This is a genomic window from Lysobacter sp. Soil_C_15 (genome assembly GCF_057657315.1).
The window spans coordinates 344,594-369,252 of sequence record NZ_JBDGIR010000005.1; the positions used below are offsets into that span (position 1 = coordinate 344,594).

A 24,659-nucleotide genomic window follows, 5' to 3' on the forward strand; every position below is an offset into this window, starting at 1 on the left:
ATGGATGGCAACTTGCCGCCGATAGAAGCGCCGTACGCGCGCACTGCGCGCTGGTTCGGTCACACGCCCGGCCAAGGATGGCCGGGCCGCCTTCTGTAGGAGCGGCGTCAGCCGCGACAGCCGCAGCGGTGTGCGCAAGCGTTGCGGCCGAAGACCGGACGTGCGAAACCGGCGCCCGACCGCGAGCGCAGAATAGGACGCACAAAAAACGGCCGTTTGTCGGCCGTCTCGGGTGGAATACGTGGTATTCGGCCGCTGCGATCGTCGCGGCTTACGCCGCTCCTACCGGGCGGCGAGGCTTACTCGAGCCCGTACTCGCGCAGCTTCTTGCGCAGGGTGGCGCGGTGGATGCCGAGCATCGCCGCGGCGCGGCTCTGGTTGCCGTCGCAGTGCTGCAGCACCTCGGCGAACAGCGGGATTTCCAGTTCGCGCAGGGCGATCTCGTACAGGTTTTCGGTGCCGCTGCCGTTCAGGTCGCCCAGGTAACGACGGATCGAAGTCGCGACATGATCGCGCAACGGAACGCGGGGTCCGGAGCGGGCGGCTTCGTTGCGGTCGTTGAGAGCGTTCAAGTGCGTCCCCGTGCAGGTATGTCCGCCGGGATCAGTACGGCGCGCTCGTTGCGCGCCCGCCGACGGGAGGGGGAGTCTAGCGCGCGGGAGTCGCGGCAGACAACGCGACGGTCGGTTTTCAGCGGAAGTCGAAGGTGAACGCGACCACATGCGGCGCCGGTTCGAGCACGTCGAACTGGACCGCCGCGCTTTGTCCCGGCGCGATCAGCCCGGCCGACGGCTGGCCTTTGCGGTAATCCTGTGGAGAGAACGCGCGCTGCCCGACCCGGCGGCCATCGACGTCGTCCAGACTCAGCACCAGGGTCGGCCAGGGCTGCGGCCAGCGCGCGTCGTTGCGGAAGCTGGCGGTGACGCGCAGCACCCCGGCGCGGCCGTCGAGCGGCAACACGTTGCGGTTGAGCATGGTCAGCGCGGCCGGTTCGCGCCACGGCGGAATCGCGCACGACAGCGCGCTGCACAGGCCGGCGACCAGCGGCCGCCAGCGCGCGTCGGCGGCGAGTTCGGCGCGTTGCGCCAGCAGCAATTGCAGCGCCAGCGCCAGGCTCAGCACGGCGACCGCGAGCGGGCCGAGCCACGGCCGCCGCGACGGCGCCGCGGCGGCTTGCGCGCGTGCGCGGCTGCGCACGAAGCTGGGCTGGGTGCGCACATGCGCGACCGCGGTTTCGGGCTTGCCTTGGCGGCGCGCCGGCGCGCGGCGCGGCGCCGGTTCGGGCACGGCCTGGGTCAGCGGCGGCAACGGAGCAACGGGCGCGGCCGCGGCCGCATCGGCCGTCGCTTCGTCCGCGGTCTCCTGCGCGGCTTCGCCGTCGCTGTCGTGCGCTCGCTCGTCGTTCTCGTCGTTCTCGTCGTCGGCTCCGCCGCGCGCCGCGTTCGTGGCCTCGAGCGGCTCGGCGCCGGGCGCAGCATGCGGCGGATCGTCGGCGGGCGGCGCAGCGGTCTGGCCTGCGGCCCGATGGTCCGCCGCGCTTGCGCCATCGTCCGTCGCGGCGTCGTCGGCCGCCGGCCCCGCCTCCGATGCCGACGGCAAGGCGCGTCCGCAACGCGGGCAGGAGCGCGCCGGACCGTCCTGTCCGACGATCAGGGCGACGAGGTAACCGCAATGAGGGCAGGCGACGAACATCGGTTTATTCAATCACGCCCGGAGCCTCAGCGCCGGCGCACGCCTGTGACCCGCATCCAGTCTTCGAGCCGGTCGGCGCGCAACTGCTCGAAGTCCTGCGCATAGCGGGCCAGCACCTCGTCCTCCTGGCCGGCGAGGATGCCGGACAGGGCGATGCGGCCGCCGGGTTCGACCCGCGCGGCCAGCGTGTCGGCCAACGCGACCAGGGCCGAGGCGAGGATGTTGGCGACCACCACCGGGTAGCGCTGCGCCGGTTCGTCCTGCGGCAGGTAGACCTCGATGCGCTCGCCGACCTGGTTGCGTTCGGCATTGTCGCCGGTGGCGAGGATCGCCTGCGGGTCGTTGTCCACGCCGACCGCATGCGCGGCGCCGAGCTTGAGCGCGGCCAGGGCGAGGATGCCGGAGCCGCAGCCGAAATCGAGCACGCGGCGGCCGCCGAGTTCGCCGTCGTCGGCCAGCCGGTCCAGCCACTGCAGGCACAGCGAAGTGGTCGGATGGGTGCCGGAGCCGAACGCCAGGCCCGGGTCCAGCCGCACCACCGCCGCGTCGGCGGCGCCGGCGCCTTCGGGCAATTCCTGGTTCCAGGGCACGATCCAGGTGCGGCGGCCGAACTGCAGCGGCTCGTACTGGTCCATCCAGGCGCGTTCCCAGTCCTGGTCCTCGACCCGGCGGAACTGCACCTGGGTCCATTCCAGGTCGGGATCGAAAGACTCCAGCGCCGCCAGCAACACCAGCGCATCGGCGTCGTGCGGGAACAGCGCGCTGAGCACGATCGACTGCCACAACGGCGTTTCGCCGACCCCGGGCTCGAGGATGGCGTGTTCGTTGCCGGTGTCGGCATCGGCGTCGAGCATGGTCACGGCGAGCGCGCCGACGTCGTCCAGTGCGGCTTCGTAGCGCGGCTGTTCGGCTTCGCTGCAGCGCAGGGTGAGTTCGAGGAAGGGCATCGGCACGGCGTGGGACGGAAACGGCGGCCATTATTGACCCGTTTCGCGGCGATCAGATAGCGTGCCGCCACCGAACAGGAGCGATACGCCATGGAACCGCATCTCCCGACCGCCCCGGCCGCCGCGCGCCTGCGCACCTGGGTTCTGCTCGGCGGGCTGGCCCTGGCCGCCGCCTGCGCCCGCGAGGCGGCTCCTGCCGCGACCGCCGACGCGCCGGCGCCCGCCGCCAACGCGCTGCCGGCCGCCAGCGCCCCGCCGGCCGAACCGGCGCAAACGCCGTCCGGCGGCGCCGCGGTCGAAGTGCGCGGCGAGTTCCCGGGGCTGCGCCTGGAGGCATTGAGCGCGCTGCCCAGCCCCGGCGAGGCGGCGCTGCCCAGCGAAGCCGACTCCAGCGATTGCGGCGTCTCCGCGCTCTCGCAGGAGGGCGGCCTCGCCGACAAGGCCGGCTGGACGGTGTTCGCCGAAGAAGCGTGGAACGGCTACCGGGTGGTCGGCATCTCGCATCCGGCGGTGATGCTGGCCGGCATCGGTTGCACCTACCCCGGCGGGCGGGTGCTGTTCTTCCGCGACGGCCGGCCGGTGGCGCAGGTGTTCGATCCGAACGCCGACACCAGCGAGGCCGACAGCGGCCTGCAGGGGCTGTGGAATCCGAGCAAGGACAAGGCGCCGGCGATGGAGGGCGCGGCCGAGGAACTGCGCCTGGGCGGCCTGCATTCCGCGCGCGCGCGGGTGCTGGCGCGCGGGCAGGCGCTGGAGCTAGCCGCATTGCCCGAGCTGGACCGCTACTGCGGCGGCCAGGCGCAAGTGCCGCGGATCGAAGGCCTGGACCTGTCCAAGGCGCGCGCGCGGCTGTTCGCCCAGGGTTGGCGCGGCGACCCGCCCGAGCGCGAGCAAGGCGTGGAGAACTTCCTGGGCGGCATGATCCAGGCCTTCCCCGAGGTCGAAGACTGCGCCGGCACCGGCATGGGTTTCTGCCGCTTCGCCTATCGCAACGCGGCCGGGCATGGGCTGGCCCTGATCACCGCCGGTGAGTACCAGGCGGCCGAGGGCGATCAGCGCGGTTACGAGCCCTCGGCGATCGGCTACGACGTCAGCTGCGCGGCCGGCGGTCCCGGCTGAAACTGAACAGGCGCGCGGCCGGATGCCGGCCACACGACCAAACCGAGTAATGGTTCACGATTCATCCGGGCGCAGGCATCGGCGCCCGGCTTGACTTACTATCGGCACCTCAGCGAAGCACCTCTTGCGCCGCGCGGTTCCCGCCGGCCGGCGCCGGGGGGCTCGTCGCGCCTTGCGGCGAGGCTTCATTTCCGCCGAGTCACCCCGCCGAGTAACGGTCTTGATGTCCGATGCCTGCACGTCCGACTACAAGCAGCGCCCGCCCGCGGCGTTGGCGGGGTCGCGCGTGAGCCGCTGGCCGCTGTTGGCGGCGCTGGGCGTGGCGGCCCTGACCGCGGCGCTGGTGTATGCGCGCCGCCCGGTGGAGGCGCCGTCCATGGCCGCGCGGACCGCCTTGGTCATGCCGACCACGGCGCGGGTCGCGCACGGCGATACGGCCCGCGACGACGCGGTGGCCGCGATCGCGCCGCGCACCGCGCCGCGCGGCGCGTCCTCGCCGTCGGCGCTGCGGGTCCAGTTCGAGCAGGCGCCGGACTTGTTCGCTTATGCGCAGTCGATCCGCTCGCGCGCCGAGGCCGGCGAGCCCGAAGCGATCTGGCTGCTGAGCCGGGTCTACGACTACTGCGCGAATTACGCCAGCGCGCCGGTCGACTACGCCGCCGACACGCGTGCGATCGAGTCGATGAAGCTGCGCACTTCGGCGGCGATGGTCGGCGCGCGGCAGCGGGTCAGCGATCGCTGCGCGCGTTTCTCGCCGGACGACGGGCTCAGTTATCAGCTGGTGTTCTTCAAGCGGGTCGAGGCGGCGCAGGCCGGCAGCCTGCCGGCCGAGGCCTCGCTGCTGGCCGGCGGCAAGCCGCTGGAGAAGACCGAGGAATACCGGACCAACCTGGTCGACCGGGTGCTGCGCTCGAAGGACCCGGAAGCGTATTCGGCGCTGGCGCCGGGGATGGGCATCGCCTCGGCCGGCCGGCGCAGCGCGGCGTCGCGCGTCGCCGGCACCCAGTTCGCGGAACTGGCCTGGCAGCTGGCGGCCTGCCAGCTCGGCCAGGACTGCAGCCAGAAAGGCTCGTTGATGACTTCGTATTGCGCCAATGGCGGCATCTGCTCGCAGGATCCGACCCAGGATTTTGCGGGCTTCGTATACGACGCGGCGATCCCGCGTCAGGGGGCGGAAGTGGTGGATGAAATGGTCGATTCGCTGGTCGGCGAAAAGAGGACAGTGCAATGAACCGCAAGCACTACGTAACCACGGCCAAGATCGGTTTTTGGACGCTGCTGCTCAGCGCGTACTCGGTCGGCGCCGCCGGGGTGATGATCGATGTGTTCGCCGACGACTACCGCGACCTGTCGCGGGTCGCGGTGACCTCGGTCGACTCCAAGAGCGAGCTGCGCTCGCTGAGCGCAGCCCAGATCGCGGCGGTGTACCGCGCCCAGAGCGGCGCGCCGTTCTCGTCGCTGCCGCCGGGCAGCACCTTCAAGGTGGTCTGGCCGGACGGCTCCAGCGAGTACGTCATGGTGGTCAGCCCGTCGTCGAGCGGCGGGGTGCGGCCGATTCCGGGCACCCAGGTGCCGGCGAGCGGCAAGGGCGACAAGCAGGCGCCGAAACTGGTGCCGCCGTCGGCCGACCTGACCGAAGGCGACGTCCAGGATCTGGCGGCGTGGGTCGACCCCTCGCTGCGGTGAGCCGGCGCCGCGTGACCGGCCGGCGCGGCCGATAGCGACTGCGTTGCGGGCGCTGCCGGCGCGCGCCGTTTCGCCGAAAGGCCGGCGGACCCGGCGAGTCGACCGGATCGAGCGGACAAACGAAACGGCCCGCGTCCTGCGACGCGGGCCGTTTCTGTTTGCGCCGTGGCGGCCGCGGCTCAGACGATCGAGATCGTCTTTTCCTTCTGCTCCTTGAGCCGCTTTTCCAGGTAGTGGATGTTCATCCCGCCCTGCTGGAAACCGGCGTCGGACAGGATGCGCTGCTGCAGCGGGATATTGGTCTTGATCCCGTCGACGACCATTTCGCTCAGCGCCACCCGCATGCGCGCGATCGCGGTCTCGCGGTCGGGGCCGTGCACGATCAGCTTGCCGATCATCGAGTCGTAGTTCGGCGGCACCCGGTAGCCTTCGTAGATGTGGCTGTCCACGCGCACGCCCGGGCCGCCCGGAGCGTGGAAGTGCTGGATCAGGCCCGGGCAGGGCATGAAGGTTTCCGGATCCTCGGCGTTGATCCGGCATTCGATCGCGTGGCCTTCCAGGACCACGTCCTCCTGCTTGATCGACAGCTTGCGGCCGGCGGCGATCATCAGCTGCTCGCGCACCAGGTCGATGCCGGTGACCAGTTCGGTGACCGGATGCTCGACCTGGATGCGGGTGTTCATTTCGATGAAGTAGAAGCGGCCGTTCTCGTACAGGAACTCGAACGTGCCGGCGCCGCGGTAGCCGATGCGGATGCAGGCTTCGACGCAGACCCGGCCGATCTCGGCGCGCTGCTCGGCGCTGATGCCCGGTGCCGGCGCTTCCTCGACCACCTTCTGGTGGCGGCGCTGCATCGAGCAGTCGCGCTCGCCCAGGTGGATGGCGTTGCCCTGGCCGTCGGCCAGCACCTGGATCTCGACGTGGCGCGGGTTCTCCAGGAACTTCTCCATGTACACCATGTCGTTGCCGAACGCGGCCTTGGCTTCGGACTTGGTGGTCTGGATCGCGGCGTTGAGGTGGGCTTCGGTGTGGACCACGCGCATGCCGCGGCCGCCGCCGCCGCCGGCGGCCTTGACGATGATCGGGTAGCCGATCTCGCGCGCGATCTTGATGTTGGCCGCGTTGTCGTCGCCGAGCGGGCCGCCGCTGCCGGGCACGCAGGGCACGCCGGCCTCCTTCATCGCCCGGATCGCCTCGACCTTGTCGCCCATCAGGCGGATGGTCTCGGCGCGCGGGCCGATGAAGACGAAGCCGGACTGCTCGACGCGTTCGGCGAAGTCGGCGTTCTCGCTGAGGAAGCCGTAGCCGGGGTGGATCGCCTGGGCGTCGGTGACCTCGGCCGCGGCGATGATCGAGGCCATGTTGAGGTAGCTCTCCGACGACGGCGCCGGCCCGATGCAGACCGACTCGTCGGCCATGGCGACGTGCTTGAGATTGCGGTCGACGGTGGAATGCACCGCGACCGTGCGAATGCCGAGGGCGTGGCACGCGCGCAGGATGCGCAGCGCGATTTCGCCGCGGTTGGCGATTACGACTTTGTCGAGCATAGAGGTTCCGGGACTCGGGACTCGGGACTCGGGACTCGAAGCGGCTCTCGCGATCGGATATCGGCGGCGGGCCGCGTCCGGCGCGCGAACGCGCGCGACGACGTACCGCCTTGCCGAGTCCCGAGTCCCGAGTCCCGAGTCCCGCGCATGTCAGCCGATGACGAAGAGGGGCTGATCGAACTCGATCGGCTGGCCGCTTTCGGCCAGGATCTTGAGCACGGTGCCGGAGACGTCGGCTTCGATCGGGTTGAACATCTTCATCGCCTCGATGATGCCCAGGGTGTCGCCGGCCTTGACCGACTGGCCGACCGAGACGAAGGACGGCTTGTCCGGGGCCGGGGAAGCGTAGAAGGTGCCGACCATCGGCGCGCGCACGACATGGCCGTCGGGCAGGTCGCTGCCGGCCTTGGCGCTGCCGCCGGTGGCCGCTTCGGTCGGCGAATGCATCGGCATCGGCGTGGCCGGACGCTCCGGGGCCGGGGCGTAGACGGCCGGGGCCGGCGCGGCGACCGCGTAGCCGCCCTTCGGCGCGCGGGCCAGGCGGACCGACTCTTCGCCTTCCTTGATCTCGATCTCGGCGAGGTTGGACTCCTCGAGCAGGTCGATCAGTTTTTTGATTTTTCGCAGGTCCATGGAGCGGGCCTCAAGTGGGATTCGTCGGGCGGGCCGCGCGGGCGCGGCCCGGTTGGATTCAGGATGCCAGCCGCTTGATGGCAGCTTCGAGTGCGTAGCGGTAGCTGTCGGCGCCGAAGCCGCAGACGACGCCGACCGCGAGGTCGCTGACGTAGCTGTGGCGGCGGAACGGCTCGCGGGTGTGCGGGTTGGACAGATGGATCTCGATGAACGGGATCGCCACCGCGGCCAGGGCGTCGCGGATGGCCACGCTGGTGTGGGTGAAGGCGGCCGGGTTGATCAGGATCAGGGCGGTGCCGTCGCCGCGCGCGGCCTGGATCCGGTCGACCAGCGCGTGCTCGGCATTGGACTGCAGGCTGTCCAGGCGATGGCCGGCGGCCTCGGCGCGGGCGCGCAGGTCGGCGTCGATCTCGGCCAGGGTGGTGCGGCCATAGACCTCGGGCTCGCGCGTGCCGAGCAGGTTCAGGTTGGGGCCGTGCAACACCAGGAGCTGGGCCATCGGACCGGGGGCGGGTAGCCTTCGAAGGCCGGCAGTGTGCGTCACCAGCGCGGAGCTGTCCAGAAGTTGCCCGCCAAATCGACGAAGTTGCGGCGTTTTAAGCAGTTGTTTGAGTGCCTGCTCTAGACCGGATCCGGTCGCTTGGCAAGTCCCGGAACGGCAGGGCGCGACGCCTTTCCGGCCGGGTCGTGGGCGCTGCCGCGGTTACGGCTTGCGATCGGCGTCACGCCGGCCCGAACGGCGTTTCGGCGACGTTCGCCGCCGTTGCCGGCACGGCGCGGCTCGGCGTGCCGGTCACTCGACCCAGGCGTCGATTTCGCCCTCGGCGAAGGGCCCGATGCGCTGTTTGAGCAGTGTGCCGTCCGCGCCGATCAATACCGTGTACGGCAGCACGCCTTTGGGATTTCCCAGCCGCACTCCGGCATCGCGCGGCCCTGGGGCGTCGAGCAGGATCGGGTAGCCGACCGGCACCCTATGCAGGAAGGCGGCGACGGAATCGCGGTCGTCCAGGGCGATGCCGACCACTTGCACGCCGTTGCCGCCCTGGCTGCGCGCGTAACGGTCCAGTTCGGGCATTTCCTTGATGCAGGGGCCGCACCAGCTGGCCCACAGGTTGACCAGCACCGGCCGCCCGGCGTAAGCCTGCGGCAGCGACATCGGGCGGCCGTCGAGGCCGGGCAGGGTCAGGCTGGGCACCGGCGCGCCGCGCCGGGCCACGGCCAGCCCGGCCGGCGGCGCGGGCGCGTCCTTCGCGTACCAGGACTGCAGCGCGCGCTGGCCGAGTTCGGTGCGGGTCAGCAGGCCGCCGCCGCCGACCCACTGGCCGGCGAGCAGGCCGATGCCGCCGGCGAGCACGGCGACGGCGACGATCTTCAGACTGGACGGAATCGCCATCGGCGCCGGCTCAGGGCTTGGCCGCGCGCGCGGCGCGTTCGGCGAAGGCCGGCGCCTTCTCGAAGCCGAACAAGCGCAGTTCGCGGCGTTCGGCGCCGGCGACGAAGTACAGGGTCGCCGGCGGGCCGATGATGCCCAGGCGCTGCATCAGCGCCTGATCGAGTTCGTCGTTGGCGGTGACGTCGGCCTTGAGCAGGACGAAGCCGTCCAGGGCGCGGTGCACCTGCGGCTCGGGGAAGGTGTATTTCTCCATCTCCTTGCAGGCCACGCACCAATCGGCATAGAAGTCGAGCATCAGCGGCTTGCCGGCGGCCTGGGCCGCGGCGATCTCCCGGTCGAGGTCGGCGCTGGACTTGATCTTGCGGAACGGCAGTTCGGCCGGATGCGCGGCGCCGCCGCGCAGGCCGACGAGCGGGCGCAGCGGATCTTGGCCGCCGGCCAGGGCGCCGAGCACCTGCGCCGCGCCGGCCAGGCCGAGCAGCAGCGCGGCCAGCCAGGCCAGCGCGCGCAGGCCGGTGCCATGGCCGCGGCCGCCGCCCGCCAGCGCGACCAGCACCGCCGCGCCGAGCAGCAAGGCGCCCCACAGGGCCAGGGTCAGCGCGCCGGGCAGGATCCGCGACAGCATCCACACCGCCATGCCGACGAACACCAGGCCGAACGCGCGCTGCACCGCGATCATCCACGGCCCGCTGGTCGGCAGGCCGCGGCCGGCGGCGACGCCGAACGCGATCAGCGGCGCGCCCATGCCCATCGCCAGGGCGAACAGCGCCGCGCCGCCGAACAGCGGGTCGCGGGTCTGGCCGATGTACAGCACCGCTGCGGCCAGCGGCGGCGCCACGCAGGGGCCGACGATCAGAGCCGACAGCGCGCCCATCACCGCCACGCCGAGCCAGGAGCCGCCGCGCTGGCGGTTGCTGAGCTCGCCCAGGCGGTTGCGCAGCGCGGCCGGCAACTGCAGTTCGTACAGGCCGAAGCTGGACAGGGCCAGGGCCAGGAACAACAGAGCGAACAGCACGATCACCCACGGCGTCTGGAAGGCGATCTGCAGATTGGCGCCGACCAGTCCGGCGACCACGCCGGCGACGGTGAACACCACCGCATTGGCGAGCACGTAGACCAGCGACAGGGCGAACGCGCGGCGCGCGCCCAAGCCCGGACCCTGGCCGACGATCAGGCCGGACAGGATCGGCACCATCGGCAGCACGCAGGGAGTGAAGGCCAGCAGCAGGCCGAAACCGAAGAAGGTCAGCAGCGCCCAGTAACGGTTTGGGCCTTTCAGCGACGCGGCGAGCAGGCTGTCTTCGGCCTGCGGCGCAGCGGCGGCGTCGGCGCTCGCCGGCGCGGTTGCGGCGATCGTTGCGTCGGCGGCGGCGATATCCGTGCCGGCGGCCGGCGGCGCCGCACTCGCGGCCGCATCGTTGGCGTCCATCGCAGCCGCAGGCGCGGCGGCGGCGCCGGCCGCATCGGTAGCCGATGCCGGGTTCGGCGCGGCCGGGGGCGCGCCGGCCGGCAACGTCGCCGCGGCTGTCGTCGCGGTGCCGGCGGTCGTCGCGGCGGTCGCGCCGACGTGGCCGCGCGGCAGGTCGACGGCGATCTTGCGGGTCATCGGCGGGTAGCAGATGCCGTCGGTCTGGCAGCCCTGGAAACCGACGGTAAGCGTGAGCCTGGCCGCGTCCGCGGTCTTGCGCAGCAGCGGCAGCGGCACGTCGATCTGGTCGAAGAACACCGTGACCTGGCCGAAGTGCTCGTCGCGATGGGCGACGCCGCGCGGCCATTGCGGCTTGCCGGCGACGATGTCGGCGCGGTCGGTCTTGAGCGAGGTCTTGTCGCGATACAGGTAATAGCCGCGCGCCGGGGTGAAGCGCAGCAGCAGGCTGTCGCCGTCGCGGGCGATGGCTTCCACGCCGAAGGCCTGTTCCGGCGGCAGCGGCAAGGCGTCGGTGGCGCCGGCAGCGTTGCTCGGCGCGCCCAGGGCCGGCGCGCCCAGCAGCGGATTGGACGCGGCACCGCCGCGCACGCCGAAGCCGGCCAGCGGCGCGGCCGCGGGCACCGGATCGACCGCGCCCTCGGCGGCCGCGGGCAGGGCCACGGCGACGGTGCGGGTTTGCGGCGGGTAGCAGATGCCGGCGTCGGCGCAGCCCTGATACTTGATGGTCAGTTTGACGCTGCCGGCCTGGGCCTGGCCGGGCAGGCTGGCCGCCACCCGGTCGCGATACGTCTCGACGTCGCCGAAGAACTCGTCCTTGTAGGCCTTGCCCTTGGGCAGTTGCAGCGCCTGCGCGGCGAAGCCGGCGTCGGCCTTGACCGAAATGCGGTGCTTGTAGAGGTAGTAGCCCTTGGCGATCTTCCAGTCGATGGCGATGCGATCGGCGGAAGCGGCCTGGGCGCCGAGCACGAAGGCCTGGTCGACCGGCAGCAGGTCCTGCTCGTTCACCGCCAGGGCGGGAGCGCTGGCCAGGGCGGCGACGGCGGCGAACGCGAAGGCCGCGGCGGCGCGCAGGCGCCGGCGGCGGCGGAACGGATGGTCGGTCATCGGTCGGGGGTCTGCTCGTTCACCCATAAGCCGTAGGGTCGGTAGTGGTCGCGCGGTTCGACCACAAGAACCTCCGGCAGTTCATACGGATGCAGTTCGATCAGGCGTTCGACCAGGGCCGGATAGGTCGCGGCGCCGGTCTTGATCAGCAACTGCACTTCGGTCGCCTGCTCGACTCGGCCCTGCCAGCGGTAGGTCGAGCGCGCTCCGGGCAGGCGGGTGACGCAGGCAGCCAGCCGTTCCCCGACCAGGGCCTGGGCGATGGCGTCGGCGCTGGCCTCGTCGGGACAGGTGCTGAGCACCAGCATGGGCAGGGTGGAAGTCGGCATCGGCCAAGTGTAAGGCCCCGCGCCGCGGCGCCGCCGGGGGCGGAACGCGACGGCTTTGCCGATTCGGCGCGGTTGCCGCGCTCACGCGGCCGGGCTTGCCGCTGCGCGCTCAGCCTCCGCCGGCGACGACCCGGTCCCAATGCGCCGGCTGGCCGAGGGTCTGCTCGAGGAAATCGATGAAGGCCTCGACCTTGCGCGGCCGGTACTCGCGGCTGGGATACACCGCATAGATGCCGATCGGCAGCAGGCTCCAGTCCGGCAACACCTCGACCAGGCGGCCGTCGGCCAGTTCGTCGGCGACGGCGAAGGTCGCGGTCTGCAGGATGCCTTCGCCGCGCAGGGCGGCCTCGACCAGGGGCAGGCCGTAGTTGGCCTTGAGCCGGCCGCGCACCGGCACCCGCAGCGGTTCGCCGTCGCGCTGGAATTCCCAGGTCGGCGCATCGCGGAACAGGGTGTAGTGCAGGCAGTCGTGCTCGATCAGCGCGCCCGGCGCGGCCGGCGCGCCGCGCCGCTGCAGGTAGCACGGCGCGGCGACCAGGATGCGCCGGGTCTGGGCGATGCGCCGCGCGACCAGCCGCGAATCCTCTAGCGCGCCGATCCGGATCGCGACGTCGAAGCCTTCGCCGATCAGGTCGACGAAGCGGTCGTCGAACTGCAGGTCGAGTTCGATCTGCGGCCAGCGGCGCAAAAACTCGCCGATGTGGGGGATCACGTAGAGGCGGCCGAAGTTCATCGGCAGCGACACCCGCAACTCGCCGCGCGCCTGCGCCGACAGATCGTGCACGCGTTCGCCGGCGGCGAGGATCTGGGCCAGCGCCGGCGCGACCTGGGCGTAGTAGTGGCGGCCGGATTCGGTGAGGCTCAGCCGGCGGGTCGAACGGTTGAGCAGCTTGGTCCCCAGCCGGGCTTCGAGCGCGGCCAGGCGCCGGGTCACCGCGCCCGGGGTCAACTCAAGATGGCGCGCCGCGGCGGTGAAGCTGCCATGGCGGAGGATGGCCTCGAAGGCTTCGAGTTCGGAGTACAGCCCGCCGGACATTATTGAGTCGGTCTCAATGATGAGTTGTCGCGACGATCCTATATCGCCGTACCCGGCAACAATAGCCTGTCCATCTCCGGCGCCACCGCGCGCCGTCCTGTTCCAGGAGCACTCGATGGACGCGTTCCAACTGCAAGGCCACGACCTCGCCAGCCTGCGCCGGGTGGCGCTGCCCGAACCCCGGCCCGGCCCCGGCGAAGTGCGGATCCGGGTCGCCGCGGCTTCGGTCAATTACCGCGACTACGCCCTGGCCACCGGCCGCTACCAGCCCCAGCTGCCGCGCCCGTTCGTGCCGCTGTCCGACGGCGTCGGCCGGGTCGATGCGGTCGGCGCCGGCGTCGACGGGATCGCGCTCGGCGAGCGCGTGCTCGGCCACTACACCACGCGCTGGACCGACGGGCCGTTCAAGTCCGAGAACCATTTGAGCAAGCTCGGCGGGCCGCGCGACGGCTGGCTGGCGCAGTGGATCGTGCTGCCGGCCGCGGCGGTGCTGCGCGCGCCGGATTTTCTCGACGATGCCGCCGCTTCGACCCTGCCGGTCTCGGGCCTGACCGCCTGGAGCGCGCTGCGCAAGCTCGAACTCGCCCCCGGCGCCAGCGTACTGGTGCAGGGCAGCGGCAGCGTGTCGCTGATGGCCTTGCAACTGGCCGCGGCGCGCGGCCTGGACGTGATCGCCACCACCGGCGACGCGGCCAAGGCCGAACGGCTGCGCGCGCTCGGTGCGCGCGCGGTGATCGATTACCGCGCCCGGCCCGACCTGGCCGCGGCGGTGCGCGAGGCGACCGGCGGCCGCGGCGTCGACGGCATCGTCGACGTGGTCGGCGGCGCTTCGTTCGCCGGCCTGCTGCAGGCCGCCGCCGACAACGCCCACATCGCGGTGGTCGGCTTCCTGCAGGGCACCCGCGTGGACGGCGAACTGATCGGGCCGATCATGGCCCGCCAGCTCAACATCCACGGCGTCAGCGTCGGCAGCCGGCGCGACTTCGAGGCCTTCCTGGACGAAGTCGAGCGCGCCCGCATCCAGCCGGTGGTCGGCGAACGCTACGGCTTCGCCCAGGGCGTCGAGGCGATCGCCGGCATGGCCGGCGCGCGCGCGTTCGGCAAGCCGGTGGTGCTGTTCGACGGCGTGGGGTGAGCGGGGCTCAGGCCGTGGCCGGCTCCTTGGCGGCGTCGGTCACGCCCTTGATCGCCTTGACCACGGCCTTGGCCTCGCCGGCCTGCAGCGCGATCGCCAGCGTCACCACGGCGGCGGCGATGCGCAGCCCGCGCTTGATCTGGGCGATGTCGTCCAGTGCGTCGCGCGCCGAATCGACCGCCTCGGTCAGTTCGGCCTTGGCCTGTGCGGCGCCCTTGCCAAGCAGTTGGATGCCGTGGTTGCGGAACAGCACCACGAACGCGTCCAGGTAGTCCTCGGAGCGTTCCAGGGCGCGCGCCTGCTCCGGTTCGAGATCGTGGGTGACGCGCAGTTCGAGAATACGCGCCGACACCTGGGCGAAGGAGTCGGCGATCGCGTAGGCCTGCTGGGCCTGGATGTTCGCGCTTTCGGTGGGCATGGCGGTCTCCGGGTCGCTCAGAACGCGTCGCGCAGTTGCTTGCGCAGCGCGGCGACTTCCTTGGCGTAATCGTTTAGTTGCTTGGCCAGTTCGGCGTCGTCGAGTTTGTCCAGCTTGCGCCGCAGTTCGGCATGGCTGGTCTTGAGCCGGTCGGCGGCCTTGAGGAACTGGTCGATCGAGGCCTGGCGCGCCTCGACCTGGCGGGTTTCGGTCAGCAGCGCGGCCTTGGCCGCGTTGGCCGCCAGCGGTTCGGTCTTGGCCGCGCGTTCGATCGACAGCCGCAACGGGCCCATGCTGCGCAGTTCGTCGCGCAGGTAACCGCGGTAGTTGAGGTCGGCATAGGCCTTGAGCGTATCGACCACCACGAACACCGCGTCCTGATGGTCGAGCAACTCGCGGATGTGCTTGCGCTGCTGGCGCTGGGTGGCGACCCGGGCCAGGAAATCGCCGAGCGCGATCACCGAATCGAGCTGGGCCTTTTCCAGCATCGGCGTGCTGCCGTCGTCGCGGGTCAGCTTGGCCAGGCTGCCCTTGAGCGAGCCGAAGTCCTCGCTGTAGGACGGCAGTTTCTTGTCGCTGAGCGCGGCCAGGGTGTCGGCATACTGGCTCAACAAATCGTTGAGCGCGGCGATGGTGCCGTTGGCCTCGGCGATGCTGGCGCAGCGCTCCTTGGCCTGGACTTCGACCTGCGCCGGATCGAAGCTGGGCGAGGCGATCAGTTTCTTGCGGGTGTAGTTGTCGACGCAGCTCTGCACCGAGCCGGCCATCATCGGCGCGAATGCCGCCGAGAGTTTCTTGGTCTGGTCGGAATACTTCTCCACCGCGGAGAAGTTGGCGCAGGCGCCGGCCGCCAGGCACAACGCGAGCGCCACCGGCAGGCGCAGCCGCGCGGTCAAGGTCCTTCTCATGCATCCCCCTGTGTCTTCGGCGCCGGTTGCGGCCGGGCGGCGCAACGGCCGGCGCCGATTGCCTGGAACAACGCGACCGCGCGACCAAACAGGACAATGTGCCGAGGGGGAAAACGGACGCCCGCAGCGAGCGGGCGTCCGTAAGTGCGCTTGCTTCTAGCCAGGCGCGATCCGATTACGGAATCAACTGGCAGCTCGCCGGCTTGGTCGAGGTGAACAACGACGCCGTCGCCCATTCCGGATGGTCGATGAAGGGGTTGCGGTTGCCCTGGAAGCTGTAGATCACTTCGTTGCGGGCCTTTTCCGCCGCGGTCGGCGGGTCGGCCTGGTGCCACTGCAGCAGGGTGGTCAACAGACCCATGTAGGCCGGCGAGGACGAAGTGATGACGATCTTGCTGCGGTCGTCGGTCAACTCCAGGTCCGGCTCGGACTGGCCGCTGTTCGGGTCGGTGCCGCCTTCGTAGCGGATCGCCATGTACAGGATCGCGCGCGCCATGTCGCCCTTGCGCTGGCCCCAGACTTCGAACGAACCGGCGTTGCCGTCCGGGGTCTTGAACCAGTTCGAGTTGCCCGGGTACACGCCGCTGCCGCCGCCGCTGCCGTTGTTGGCCTCGGTGACGCGCTCGCCGCAGCCGCTGGACAGCGAGCAGTTGGCGTAGGGCTTGTTGCCGCGGTCGGCGTTGTAGCCGGCGTCGGTGAGGTACAGCATGTGGGTGTCGGTGTACGGCGCGTTCGGCAGGCCCAGGTTGCCGGTGGTCGAGCCGAAGCCCAGCGAGTTCGGCCAGGTGTGTTCGCGGTTGTACTTCAGCCCGCTGCCGCTGCCGGCGCGGTCGGTGACCTTGAGGTAGCTGCGGTTGCGGTAGGCGTCGAGGATGCGGCCGGCGTTGTTCGGGTCTTCGTCGGCGATCTCGAGGATCGACCAGGTGTTGGTGGTGCCGCCGCTGTACGGATAGACGGTGTGGCCCTTGATGGTCGCGTGCAGCGAGCAGCGCAGCTGGCTGGCGCTGCTGGTGTTGACGTGGGCGTAGTAGCCGCTGGTGCCGCCGCCGCTGGCGACGTTGAAGTTGACCACGGTGTTGGCGGCCGGGCTGGCCCCGCCGGCGTCGGTGACCTTGCTGGCCACCACGGTGAAGGTGCAGGCCTCGCCGGCGTACAGGGCGGTGCCGGTCGAGGCGGAGATCGCGGTGCCGCTGGACGGATAGGTCAGTGCGACCGCGCCCGAGGTGGCGCACTGTAGGGTCAGCGCGCCCGCGGCCAGGCTGACCGCTTCGCTGAAGTTGGCGACCAGGTCGCCGGCGGCGGGGAAGTTGCTGGCGCCGTTGGCCGGGGTGGTCGAGGTCACGCTCGGCGGCGTGTTCGGATTCGAGCCGGTGAAGCTCTGGCCGTTGTTGCAGGCGCCGAAGGTCTGGTTGGCCGAGCTCTGCCAGGCGAACTGCGAGTACGCGCTGCCGCTGCCGGACAGTTGCAGCGAGGTGCCGGCCGCGGTCGAGCCGGACTCGGACACCGGCAGATTGCTGCTGGTCTTGCCGGCGGCGGGGCCGTTGCTGGCGGTGATCGAGCCCTCGTAGCTGAGGAACTGGACCACGTTGCCGCTGCCGTCGACCAGGGCGAAGCCGTCGTTGGAGCCGTTCTGGATGCCGTTGGTGGGGTAGCTGAGGGTGGCGATGCGCACGCTGCCGCCGCAGCTGACCACGCTGCCGGCCGGGACCGGGTCGTTGTCGTAGGTGGTCGCCGCCGACGGCGAGCTGCCGTTGTACAGGTAGATGCGGTAGTTGCTGAGCGTCTCGCCGGCCGTGGCCACGACCTCGATGCGCTCGCCGACGTCGCCGGACGCGGTGGCGTCGTCGTAATGGAATTCGTTGACGAACACCGCGGCCGGGGCCACGGACGGGATCAGCGCGGCCAGCGCCAGCGCCAGCGGCGCGCGGCGGCGCCAGGACGGAACAACGGGACAGCCACGAACGGACTTCGACATCGAACGGCTCCTTGTGATGGCGACGCGCACGCATGACGGTGGGCGCAGTCGGAAAGCGCCTCCCCAGGCGCATCCGGCCGAGTCTAGTCGGGGTTTGTGACAGCGCCGGCTGTCCTGCGTCACGCTTTGCGAGCGCGGCGCCGGTCACGCTTCCTCGGCCGCGAGCGCGGGCTCAGCCCGGTGCGCGCTTGGACACCGCCGAGCGCGCGCGGCCGGTGCGCAGCTCGGCCAGTTGCTCGGCGACCTCGACCAGGGGCGCGCGGCTGCGGGTCGGCGCCTCGCGGAAGGCCAGGATCAGGCGCAGTTCCAGCGGGTCGTCGACCAGCAGCGCCTCGGCCGCGGCGACCGAGTCCATCGCCGTGTCGGCCGAGAGGTTCATCTTGCCGCGCCCGGTGGCCAGCCACTCGAACTGCACTCCGGTCACCAGGGCCAATTCGCGCAGATGGGCCATGCTCGGAAACTTGCCCTGCGCCGACTCCCAGTGGCCGACCGCGCTGCGCTGCACGCCGACGGCGGCGGCCAGCGCGGCCTGGGACAGGCCGGCGTGGCGGCGGGCGAGGCGGATGCGCTGTTGCGGGGTCATCGGCGTTGCTCCGGCATCGAGGTAGGCGCTGAGTGCATTTTGCTACCGATTTTCACCTGGTGACCGATAGACGCCATAGCTGGTGCGCTACGGGTCACCAAGCCGATCTGACTTTATTTATGAAACATGGATTTATCGTGTTCCCATGCCGCTGATGCTACCGATAGTAGCGCCGTCCGCGCCTCCGTCGGCTGGTAACCGTTACCCGGACTTCGCAAGATCGGTTCCACGCCGATAGGGAGTTCGGCGAGACACGAGGTCGGTTCGGGGGAAGGGCGCCGGATAGCGCCATGCAGAGGACAGGCCGTCTCCGTACCAAAGAGCGCGTTCCACGGGACGCGCTCTTTTCTTTTGTCCGCCGCGCGCCGCTCAATCGAGCGGGCGCAATTGCTCGTCCAGCGAGCGGGTCTTGTCGGTGATTACCTCGCCGGTGTGCAGGGTGGTCTTGCGCTCGATCAGCAGCAGGTGGCATTCCTCCTCGGCGATCGGGTTGTGGCGCATGCCTTTGGGCACCACGAACATCTCGCCTTCGCCCAGTTCGATCCGGCGGTCTTCCAGTTCGATCGTCAGCCGGCCCTTGAGCACGTAGAACAGCTCGTCTTCGTCCTGGTGGCTGTGCCAGGCCAGGGTGCCGTGCACCCGCGCGACCTTGACGTAGGCATCGTCGACCTCGGCGACGATCCGGGGCGACCACAGTTCGGTCAGGGCAGCGGCGATGCGTGCGGGGGAAGTGGCGGACATGCGGTTTCCTGGCGACGGGGCTGGGCGCGCGATGGCGGTATCGGCCTTACCTTAGCGCGCGCCCGCGCCGACCGCGCTCAGGGCTGGGCTTCGACCCAGGCGCGCAGCTGCGGATCGCGGATCTGCATCGCCTCGAACAGGCCGATCGCGCGCAGCGCCGGCAGGACCTCGCGGATATGGCGTTGGGCCCGCTCGCGCGCCGCGGCGTCGGCCTGCGGGTCGGCCAGGGTGCGGGCGTTGGCGAGAAAAGCGGCGACCGAGCCTTTGCGCACGATGACGCCGCCGAGCACGGCGGTATCGGCACCGTCGGCGAGAATGTCGTGAGGACGCATGCGGGGATTCCTCGAATGGAGCGGGGTGGAAGCGGGAACGCCAGCTTGGGCGCCGCGCCCCGGCTCTGCTACGTTGCCGCGGCCGAGTTCCATCGCGTTCCGGCCAAACCGGAGGCCGCCCTTGCCCGATCCTCACTCGCGCGACCTCGCCCGGCGCGACGCTTCCGCGTCCGGCCAGGCCTGGCTGAGCGCTGCGCAGGCCGACGCCGGCGACGGCCCGGCGGTGATCGCCGTGGTCGGCGATGCCCGCGGCCCACGAACGACCGCGCCGCACCGCCACGCCCGCGGCCAGTTGCTCGGCGCCCGGCGCGGCCTGCTGACCGTCGGCAGCGAGCGCGGCCGCTGGCTGGTGCCGCCGTCGGACGCGGTGTGGATGCCGCCGCAGGCCGAACATTCCTTGCGTTCGCACGGCCCCGGCTTCGCCGGCTGGAGCCTGTACGTGGCCGCGGACGCCTGTGCCGGGCTGCCGGCGCAGCCCTGCGCGCTGCGCGTGTCCGGGCTGCTGCGCGAGATCGTCGCCCGGCTCGGCGACGGCACCGAAGCCACGCCGGCGCGGGCCCGGCTGGGCGCGGTGGCGCTGGACGAGATCGCCGCCGCGGGCGGCCGCGACGGCCGGCTCGGCCTGCCGATGCCCGACGACCCGCGCCTGCTGAAGATCGCCCAGGCCCTGATCGAGCGCCCGGACGACCCGCGCGGCGCGGCCGAATGGGCGGCCTGGGCGCACCTGTCCGAGCGCAGCCTACGCCGCCGCTTCGCCGCCGAGACCGGCTACAGCCTGCTGCAATGGCGCCAGCGCGCCGGGCTGATGACGGCATTGGAACGGCTGGCCGCCGGGGTCGCGGTGACCACCGTGGCCTTCGACCTGGGCTATGCCAGCGCCAGCGCCTTCGGTGCGATGTTCCGCCGCCATCTCGGCGCCAGCCCAAGCGCCTACCTCGATGCGGCGGGGCTGGGACCGGCCGGGGCCGGGGCGGAGCCGGGCGCGCCGTAGCGCCGACGCGAACGGCGGCCGGGGGAGGGGCGGCAGGGGTACGGGCCCCAGGACACGGCCGAAGCCGGCCGGGGCGGCTTTGCGACTTTTTTCGCCCGGGCCCTTGAAAGGCGCCGGCCGCGCCTCATCTAGCGTCCAGTCCCGGCGCGTCCGGGCGCTTTCGTCCCCGGCGTTGGCACTCTCCGGTGGCGACTGCTAAAATTCCGATTCTTTTCCCGATCATTCAATCACTTACAGAGGGACGCCATGAATCTCAAGCCGCTTTACGACCGCGTTGTGGTCAAGCCGATCGAAGCCGACGAAATCTCGGCCGGCGGCATCATCATCCCCGACGCCGCCAAGGAAAAGTCGACCAAGGGCGAAGTCGTCGCGGTCGGCGAAGGCAAGGCTCTGGACAACGGCAGCGTGCGCGCGCCGAAGCTCAAGGTCGGCGACAAGGTCATCTACGGCCAGTACGCCGGCAGCACCTACAAGCAGGACGGCGTCGAATTCAAGATCCTCAAGGAAGACGACGTCCTCGCGATCGTCGGCTGAAAGCCGGGAATCGGGAATGGGGAATCGTGAAGCGCTTGCGCTGACGAACCCGCCCCGCCCGATTCCGCCCGCTTTCGCTCGTCCCATTCCCGATTCCCCATTCCCTATTCCCGGAGTCAGCAACAATGGCTGCTAAAGAAATTCGTTTCGGTGAAGACGCTCGCGCCAAGATGGTGCGCGGCGTCAACGTGCTCGCCAACGCCGTCAAGGCCACCCTCGGTCCGAAGGGCCGCAACGTCGTGCTCGAGAAGAGCTTCGGCGCGCCGACGATCACCAAGGACGGCGTGTCCGTCGCCAAGGAGATCGAACTGGCCGACAAGTTCGAGAACATGGGCGCGCAGATGGTCAAGGAAGTCGCTTCCAAGACCTCCGACAACGCCGGCGACGGCACCACCACCGCGACCGTGCTGGCCCAGGCGCTGATCCGCGAAGGCATGAAGGCGGTCGCCGCCGGCATGAACCCGATGGACCTCAAGCGCGGCATCGACAAGGCCGTGACCGAAGCCGTCGGCGAGCTGAAGAAGCTGTCCAAGCCGTCCTCGACCTCGAAGGAAATCGCCCAGGTCGGCACCATCTCGGCCAACTCCGACGCCAACATCGGCGACCTGATCGCCCAGGCGATGGACAAGGTCGGCAAGGAAGGCGTGATCACCGTCGAAGACGGCTCGGGCCTGGAAAACGAACTCGACGTCGTCGAGGGCATGCAGTTCGACCGCGGCTACCTGTCGCCGTACTTCATCAACAACCAGCAGTCGATGTCGGCCGAGCTGGACGACCCGTTCATCCTGCTGCACGACAAGAAGATCTCCAACGTCCGCGACCTGCTGCCGGTGCTGGAAGGCGTGGCCAAGGCCGGTAAGCCGCTGCTGATCGTCGCCGAGGAAGTCGAAGGCGAGGCGCTGGCGACCCTGGTGGTCAACACCATCCGCGGCATCGTCAAGGTCTGCGCGGTCAAGGCTCCGGGCTTCGGCGACCGCCGCAAGGCGATGCTGGAAGACATGGCCGTCCTCACCGGCGGCACCGTGATCTCCGAAGAAGTCGGCCTGCAGCTGGAAAAGGCCACGATCAAGGATCTGGGCCGGGCCAAGAAGATCCAGGTCTCGAAGGAAAACACCACCATCATCGACGGCGCCGGCGAAAGCTCGGGCATCGAAGCGCGCATCAAGCAGATCAAGGCGCAGATCGAAGAGACCTCTTCGGACTACGACCGCGAGAAGCTGCAGGAGCGCGTGGCCAAGCTGGCCGGCGGCGTTGCGGTGATCAAGGTCGGCGCCGCGACCGAAGTCGAGATGAAGGAAAAGAAGGCCCGCGTCGAAGACGCGCTGCATGCCACCCGCGCTGCCGTGGAAGAAGGCATCGTCCCGGGCGGCGGCGTCGCGCTGCTGCGCGCCAAGGCCGCGATCGCCGGCCTGAAGGGCGCCAACGAAGACCAGAACCACGGCATCCAGATCGCCCTGCGCGCGATGGAAGCGCCGCTGCGCGAGATCGTGACCAACGCCGGCGACGAGCCGTCGGTCATCCTCAACAAGGTCATCGAAGGTTCGGGCGCCTACGGCTACAACGCCGCCACCGGCGAGTACGTCGACATGATCGAAGCCGGCATCCTGGATCCGACCAAGGTCACCCGCACCGCGCTGCAGAACGCCGCGTCGATCGCCGGTCTGATGATCACCACCGAAGCGATGGTCGCCGAGCTGCCGAAGAAGGACGAGCCGGCGATGCCGGGCGCCGGCGGCATGGGCGGCATGGGCGGCATGGACTTCTGATCCGTACCGTTCGCCGTTCGCGCGACACGAAAAACCCCGCCGCGAGGCGGGGTTTTTTTTGCCCGAGGCGCGCTGTCGGGTTAGGTCCGCGCCGGTCGGATTCGCCGCCGCAGGCGCACGGCGTCGCCGTGGCGCAGGGGAGCTGGCCCGGCTGGCGACGGGCGTCGCGGCGAAAGGCGGTTAGGCATGCGGGCGGAGCTCGTCCGTGTAGACGAATATGCATCGCGAATCGATCGTCTATACCGCTCGTCGGATAGATGCGGACATCTCGCGGCACATTCGACAAGTCACATTTTTCGTGCGCGATAGTGCGCCCGTCGGCCGACAAGGACGGGAAGCGGAATGGGATTGCAGACGAGGTATCGGCGCGCAAAGGCATTGCGCAATGTGCACTGGCTGGGCGCGATGCTGGCGATCGCGGCGGCGCCGGTAGCCGCGCAGCAGGTCGTGTACGACCCAGCCAACTTTGTCGAACAGGTGCGCCAGGCCGCGGTCGACGCAATCGAGTTCGGCAAGACCGCGCAGCGCTGGAGCGAGACCGCCAGCCACTACCAGCAGCAGCTGATTCGCGTGCAGCGGATCAATTTCAGCCAGACCCGGATGCACGACGACTTCCCGCCGCGCGCGGCCGATCACGGCATGGCCGACCTGTGTCCGGGCGACTCCGCGCCGCGCGAGCCGGTCGCGGCGGCGCTCAGGCTGGCCTTGCCCAGGCTCGACGGCAATCTGGTCAGCGAGCAGCTGACCCTGTGCCAGCGCCGGGTTTATGCCGAGAACATGAAGTACAACGAGTCGGTGCAGATGCTGCGCACCCTGGTGGCGCGCAACCGCGAGTTTGAGTCGATCGAGCTGCAGCGCGACGCCGCCGGCACCAGCCAGGGCGCCCTGGCCGCCAACGACAACGAAGCCCATCGCTTCATGCTGCGCACCTCGATGGAGCTGGACTACTGGCAGGCGCGGATGAAGGCCTACGACGACTACATCGCTGCGCTCAAGGCCGACCAGTCGCGCCTGGCCAAGCGTGCGCTGGACGGCAACAAGGGCACGCTGATCGGCAACGTGATCCAGGCGGCGCTGTTCGCGGCCGCGTTGCGCCATTGATCCGGACGGAGAACCCATCGCAATGGACCTGCCGTCGCTCGCAGACCTCGCCCCATGGCTGGCCCCGCAGTCCCAGTCGGGCTTGGTCGACTATGCGTTCTACAAGCTGATCAACAACTATTTCACCGAAGAGATCAACGCCTTCGGCTTCGCCCTGATGAAGCGCATGATGAGCTGGGTCGCCAGCGTCGCCTTCACCCTGGCCACGCTGTATTTCCTGATCATGGGCTATCGCGTCGCCACCGGGCAGTCGCGCGAGCCGATGATGGGGCTGGTGGTGAGCGGGATGAGGGTCGCGCTGATCCTCGGCGTGGCCACCACGATGAGCTTCGCCAGCCTCGACCTGTACCGCCTGCTGACCACCGGCCTGGACCAGGAGATCCACGAGGCGGTCAGCGGCAACCGCGGCCAGACTGCGGCGGAGGCGGTGGACCAGAACCTGGCCTACATGCAGATCGCGATGAACGCGATCGACGCGGTGCGGATCGTCGACGGCGACGATGAGACCCGCGAACAGAAGTCGCGCGCCCTGCTGATGGCCGGATTCGGCACCGCCAGCGTGCCGATGACGGTCGGCGCGCTGATGCTGATGTACAAGTTCGGCATCGCCTTCTTCGTCGGCCTGGCGCCCTTGTTCATTCTGTGCCTGATGTTCGACCAGACCCGCGACCTGTTCCGCAAATGGCTGATGTCGGGCATCGCCACCTTCTTCTCGATGGCGGCGCTGAGCATGATGTCGGCGATGGCGCTGAAGCTGACCGGCAAGGTCGCGGCCGCGTTCTGGGCCGCCAAGGCCGCCGGCATCCTCGGCCTGGAGGCCGAAGGCATGTCCTCGCTGGCGATCCAGCAGGGCGGCCTGGGCCTGATCCTCACCGTCGCCCTGATCACCGTGCCACCGATGGTGGGGATGTTCTTCCATGGGGCGCTGGGGAACTTCCTGCAATTTCCAGCATTTGGCAGTGGCGGCCAGACGCAGGGGGATAGGCCGTCGGGGCATGGTCGGGCGCTGGCTGGCGCAGCATCACCGAAGCAGTACCCTGACGAGACGACCTATGGCGCTAGCAAAGCCGGAACCAGCTACGACCAAGGCGCAAGACGAAGCTACCCCTCGGCGGTCGAACCGGTGAACCAGGACGAGATCAGAAAGAAATGAAAGCCTCGGTCTTGATTAAGGCGATAGTCCTGTACGGCATTGCCCTTTCGGTAAGCGCCGAGGGTGGGTGTCCTCCAGGCATGATTCCTTACCGAGGATCGGATGTG

At 70.1% G+C, this 24,659-nt stretch carries 24 protein-coding genes and 1 pseudogene; 9 read left to right on the top strand and 16 right to left on the bottom strand.

Going from position 1 to position 24,659, the window contains the following annotated elements; all coding sequences use genetic code 11:
- Positions 1-299: 299 nt before the first annotated feature.
- The 3 genes from fis to prmA all read right to left on the bottom strand — a co-directional run bounded on the left by fis (position 300) and on the right by prmA (position 2,639).
- Positions 300-572 carry a DNA-binding transcriptional regulator Fis gene (gene fis / locus AC3A57_RS14370; RefSeq protein WP_031370276.1) on the bottom strand — a complete coding sequence of 91 codons (273 nt, stop codon included), beginning with the start codon at positions 570-572 and terminating at the stop codon, positions 300-302.
- Positions 573-690: 118 nt separating this feature from the next.
- Positions 691-1,692, bottom strand: a complete 1,002-nt coding sequence (locus AC3A57_RS14375) for a DUF3426 domain-containing protein (RefSeq protein ID WP_487579527.1) — start codon at positions 1,690-1,692, stop codon at positions 691-693.
- Positions 1,693-1,718: 26 nt separating this feature from the next.
- Positions 1,719-2,639 carry a 50S ribosomal protein L11 methyltransferase gene (gene prmA, locus AC3A57_RS14380; protein ID WP_487579528.1) on the bottom strand — a complete coding sequence of 307 codons (921 nt, stop codon included), beginning with the start codon at positions 2,637-2,639 and terminating at the stop codon, positions 1,719-1,721.
- 90 nt (positions 2,640-2,729) lie between these two features.
- On the opposite strand from prmA, the gene AC3A57_RS14385 reads away from it, so the two are divergent.
- From AC3A57_RS14385 to AC3A57_RS14395, 3 genes and pseudogenes are all read left to right on the top strand, one after another.
- On the top strand, positions 2,730-3,758 hold the full coding sequence (locus tag AC3A57_RS14385; protein WP_487579529.1) for a hypothetical protein: 1,029 nt from the start codon (positions 2,730-2,732) through the stop codon (positions 3,756-3,758).
- A gap of 286 nt (positions 3,759-4,044) precedes the next feature.
- Complete coding sequence (locus tag AC3A57_RS14390) at positions 4,045-4,989, top strand: hypothetical protein (protein ID WP_487579530.1); 945 nt, start codon at positions 4,045-4,047, stop codon at positions 4,987-4,989.
- A pseudogene (locus AC3A57_RS14395) lies at positions 4,986-5,336 on the top strand (hypothetical protein); the annotation flags it as partial. The gene AC3A57_RS14390 and the pseudogene AC3A57_RS14395, both read left to right, overlap by 4 nt.
- A 287-nt stretch (positions 5,337-5,623) precedes the next feature.
- On the opposite strand, the gene accC reads toward AC3A57_RS14395, so the two are convergent.
- From accC to AC3A57_RS14430, 7 genes are all read right to left on the bottom strand, one after another.
- Positions 5,624-6,991, bottom strand: a complete 1,368-nt coding sequence (gene accC, locus AC3A57_RS14400) for an acetyl-CoA carboxylase biotin carboxylase subunit (protein ID WP_064746090.1) — start codon at positions 6,989-6,991, stop codon at positions 5,624-5,626.
- A 150-nt stretch (positions 6,992-7,141) separates the two neighbouring features.
- Positions 7,142-7,624, bottom strand: a complete 483-nt coding sequence (gene accB, locus AC3A57_RS14405) for an acetyl-CoA carboxylase biotin carboxyl carrier protein (protein WP_487579531.1) — start codon at positions 7,622-7,624, stop codon at positions 7,142-7,144.
- 58 nt (positions 7,625-7,682) lie between these two features.
- The gene (aroQ, locus tag AC3A57_RS14410) at positions 7,683-8,123 is read right to left on the bottom strand and encodes a type II 3-dehydroquinate dehydratase (protein WP_221671306.1); all 441 of its coding nucleotides are present in this window, start codon (positions 8,121-8,123) and stop codon (positions 7,683-7,685) included.
- Positions 8,124-8,417: 294 nt separating this feature from the next.
- Complete coding sequence (locus AC3A57_RS14415) at positions 8,418-9,017, bottom strand: TlpA family protein disulfide reductase (RefSeq protein WP_487579532.1); 600 nt, start codon at positions 9,015-9,017, stop codon at positions 8,418-8,420.
- A gap of 10 nt (positions 9,018-9,027) precedes the next feature.
- Positions 9,028-11,550: a protein-disulfide reductase DsbD gene (locus AC3A57_RS14420; protein WP_487579533.1), complete on the bottom strand. Its 2,523-nt coding sequence runs from the start codon at positions 11,548-11,550 to the stop codon at positions 9,028-9,030.
- A complete protein-coding gene (cutA, locus tag AC3A57_RS14425; protein ID WP_487579534.1) occupies positions 11,547-11,879 on the bottom strand; it encodes a divalent-cation tolerance protein CutA in 333 nt (110 codons plus the stop codon). The genes AC3A57_RS14420 and cutA overlap by 4 nt, the downstream gene beginning before the upstream one ends.
- Positions 11,880-11,988: 109 nt before the next feature.
- A complete protein-coding gene (locus AC3A57_RS14430) occupies positions 11,989-12,915 on the bottom strand; it encodes a LysR family transcriptional regulator (protein ID WP_487579535.1) in 927 nt (308 codons plus the stop codon).
- A gap of 115 nt (positions 12,916-13,030) precedes the next feature.
- Here AC3A57_RS14430 and AC3A57_RS14435 point away from each other — a divergent pair, with 115 nt between their 5' ends.
- Positions 13,031-14,050, top strand: coding sequence for a zinc-dependent alcohol dehydrogenase family protein (locus AC3A57_RS14435; protein WP_487579536.1), 1,020 nt, complete (start codon positions 13,031-13,033; stop codon positions 14,048-14,050).
- A gap of 7 nt (positions 14,051-14,057) precedes the next feature.
- Here AC3A57_RS14435 and AC3A57_RS14440 read toward each other — a convergent pair whose 3' ends face one another.
- From AC3A57_RS14440 to AC3A57_RS14465, 6 genes are all read right to left on the bottom strand, one after another.
- Positions 14,058-14,468 carry a hypothetical protein gene (locus AC3A57_RS14440; protein WP_487579537.1) on the bottom strand — a complete coding sequence of 137 codons (411 nt, stop codon included), beginning with the start codon at positions 14,466-14,468 and terminating at the stop codon, positions 14,058-14,060.
- Positions 14,469-14,485: 17 nt separating this feature from the next.
- Complete coding sequence (locus AC3A57_RS14445; RefSeq protein ID WP_487579538.1) at positions 14,486-15,376, bottom strand: hypothetical protein; 891 nt, start codon at positions 15,374-15,376, stop codon at positions 14,486-14,488.
- 175 nt (positions 15,377-15,551) lie between these two features.
- Positions 15,552-17,351, bottom strand: a complete 1,800-nt coding sequence (locus AC3A57_RS14450; protein WP_487579539.1) for an endonuclease — start codon at positions 17,349-17,351, stop codon at positions 15,552-15,554.
- A gap of 172 nt (positions 17,352-17,523) precedes the next feature.
- Complete coding sequence (locus AC3A57_RS14455; protein WP_487579540.1) at positions 17,524-17,934, bottom strand: helix-turn-helix domain-containing protein; 411 nt, start codon at positions 17,932-17,934, stop codon at positions 17,524-17,526.
- Between the two features lie 369 nt (positions 17,935-18,303).
- Entirely contained in the window at positions 18,304-18,675 is a 372-nt protein-coding gene (locus tag AC3A57_RS14460; RefSeq protein WP_487579541.1) for a cupin domain-containing protein, read from the bottom strand.
- Between the two features lie 77 nt (positions 18,676-18,752).
- Positions 18,753-19,007 (bottom strand): hypothetical protein, encoded by a 255-nt coding sequence (locus AC3A57_RS14465; protein WP_487579542.1) that lies wholly within the window; start codon positions 19,005-19,007, stop codon positions 18,753-18,755.
- Positions 19,008-19,128: 121 nt separating this feature from the next.
- On the opposite strand from AC3A57_RS14465, the gene AC3A57_RS14470 reads away from it, so the two are divergent.
- The 5 genes from AC3A57_RS14470 to AC3A57_RS14490 all read left to right on the top strand — a co-directional run bounded on the left by AC3A57_RS14470 (position 19,129) and on the right by AC3A57_RS14490 (position 24,552).
- Complete coding sequence (locus AC3A57_RS14470; protein ID WP_487579543.1) at positions 19,129-19,998, top strand: AraC family transcriptional regulator; 870 nt, start codon at positions 19,129-19,131, stop codon at positions 19,996-19,998.
- 246 nt (positions 19,999-20,244) lie between these two features.
- Entirely contained in the window at positions 20,245-20,532 is a 288-nt protein-coding gene (locus AC3A57_RS14475) for a co-chaperone GroES (RefSeq protein WP_221671319.1), read from the top strand.
- 125 nt (positions 20,533-20,657) lie between these two features.
- Positions 20,658-22,298 carry a chaperonin GroEL gene (gene groL / locus AC3A57_RS14480; protein ID WP_221671320.1) on the top strand — a complete coding sequence of 547 codons (1,641 nt, stop codon included), beginning with the start codon at positions 20,658-20,660 and terminating at the stop codon, positions 22,296-22,298.
- 387 nt (positions 22,299-22,685) lie between these two features.
- A complete protein-coding gene (locus tag AC3A57_RS14485; RefSeq protein ID WP_487579620.1) occupies positions 22,686-23,399 on the top strand; it encodes a hypothetical protein in 714 nt (237 codons plus the stop codon).
- Positions 23,400-23,421: 22 nt separating this feature from the next.
- The gene (locus AC3A57_RS14490; RefSeq protein WP_487579544.1) at positions 23,422-24,552 is read left to right on the top strand and encodes a TrbL/VirB6 family protein; all 1,131 of its coding nucleotides are present in this window, start codon (positions 23,422-23,424) and stop codon (positions 24,550-24,552) included.
- The last annotated feature ends 107 nt before the right edge of the window (positions 24,553-24,659 follow it).